Consider the following 1554-nt stretch of genomic DNA (forward strand, 5'->3'; position numbering starts at 1 on the left):
CTCCCGCACCTGGGAGGGGCCTCCTCACACGTGGGACGGTCAGCCCACGAGCCTGTCCGGGCGCGTCACGGTCAGGCCGTGTCCTCGCCGAGCGGTTGTGGATTGGGAACGATGCGGCTCTCTTCCTTGTCGCGTCCCGGCGGGGTGAGGAACAGTGCCACGCAGCCGGCGAAGAGCGAGATCGAGCCGGCCAGGATGAAGGCGCCGGAGTGTCCCCAGGCACCGACGACCACGGCACCCATACCGGCGCCCAGACCGGAGACGAGTTTGGCGCTGTAGACCATGCCGTAGTTGGACGCGTTGTTGTTCTCGCCGAAGTAGTCGGCGGTGAGGGCCGCGAACATCGGGAAGATGGCGCCGCCGCCGAAGCCGGAGATCGCGGAGAAGATCAGGAACAGGGGCAGGTTCTTGCTGTCCGCCGACCAGAGGATGCCGAACTGGGCCAGGCCCAGAATGACACACACGGCGAGCAGGCACCGCTTGCGGCCGTAGAGGTCGGAGAGCCAGCCGATGACGCCACGGCCGGTACCGTTGACGATCGCCTTGAGGGACATGGCCGTGGCCACGATCCCGCCCGCGAAGCCGGCCTCCTCGCCGATGTCCACCTGGAACGCGATACCGAAGATGTTCACGCCGGACGTGCACGCCAGACAGAACCACATCAGGGCCACCCGGCCGGTCTGCCACGCCTCCTTGGGGGAGTACTGGTGGACCGCCGGCGGGTTCATCCGCATCGAGCGCGCCGCGCGCGGGTCCTTCGGCGGGTTGAGCGGGTCGATCGCGGCGGGCCACCAGTTCTTCGGCGGGTCCCTGAAGAAGTAGCCGGAGAACGCGACGATTCCGGCCAGGAACACACCCACCGAGACCAGCACCCAGCGGAAGTTGGTCAGGTCCATGTAGCCGTTGAAGATGAAGACGAAGGGCACCGAACCGTAGGCGAAACCGCCGTTGACGAAGCCGGTCTTGCCGCCCTTGCGCTCCGGATACCACTTGCCCACCATGTTGACGCAGGTGGCGTAGACCATGCCCGCGCCCATGCCGCTGAACATGCTGAAGCCGATGTAGGCGACCACGACGTGCGGCGCGAAGGCCAGCGACAGATAGCCCAGCAGGGTGCCCGTCGCCCCGCACATCATCGCCCAGCGGGCCGGCAGCTTCCCGCTCTCACGCAGTTTGCCCGCGGGGAAGGCCACCGCGGCCTGGAAGAAGACCCACACGGTCATCATCCAGAAGATGTGCATGCTGTTCCAATGGTGCGCCGTGTGCAGGGTGTCCTCGGCGGACGCGAACGCGTACTCGGCGGAGGAGATGCCCATCATGCCGATCCAGGGCAGGATCACCATCCACTTGCGCTTGCGCCCCATGATGTCGATGTCGGACTCGCCGATGCGATAGACGCGTCCGTTCTTGTCGGTCACCTCGCGATAGGCGGCGACCCGTGGAACGTCGGTGGTTGTCACGTGGATTGCACCCCTTGCGTCGAAAGATCTGGCCAGCGCCCCCTGTCCCATGCCTTTCGTGCGCGTACGGGTCCCGGGGCCGGCCGACGCGCAC

General features: G+C 66.7%; 1 protein-coding gene. It reads right to left on the reverse strand.

Going from position 1 to position 1554, the window contains the following annotated elements; translation table 11 throughout:
- Positions 1 to 71: 71 nt before the first annotated feature.
- Positions 72 to 1460, reverse strand: coding sequence for an OFA family MFS transporter (locus ACFTZL_RS44795; RefSeq protein ID WP_382596364.1), 1389 nt, complete (start codon positions 1458 to 1460; stop codon positions 72 to 74).
- Positions 1461 to 1554 lie beyond the last annotated feature (94 nt).

The sequence above is a fragment of the Streptomyces sp. NPDC056948 genome (assembly GCF_042674225.1).
Classification (GTDB): domain Bacteria; phylum Actinomycetota; class Actinomycetes; order Streptomycetales; family Streptomycetaceae; genus Streptomyces; species Streptomyces purpurascens.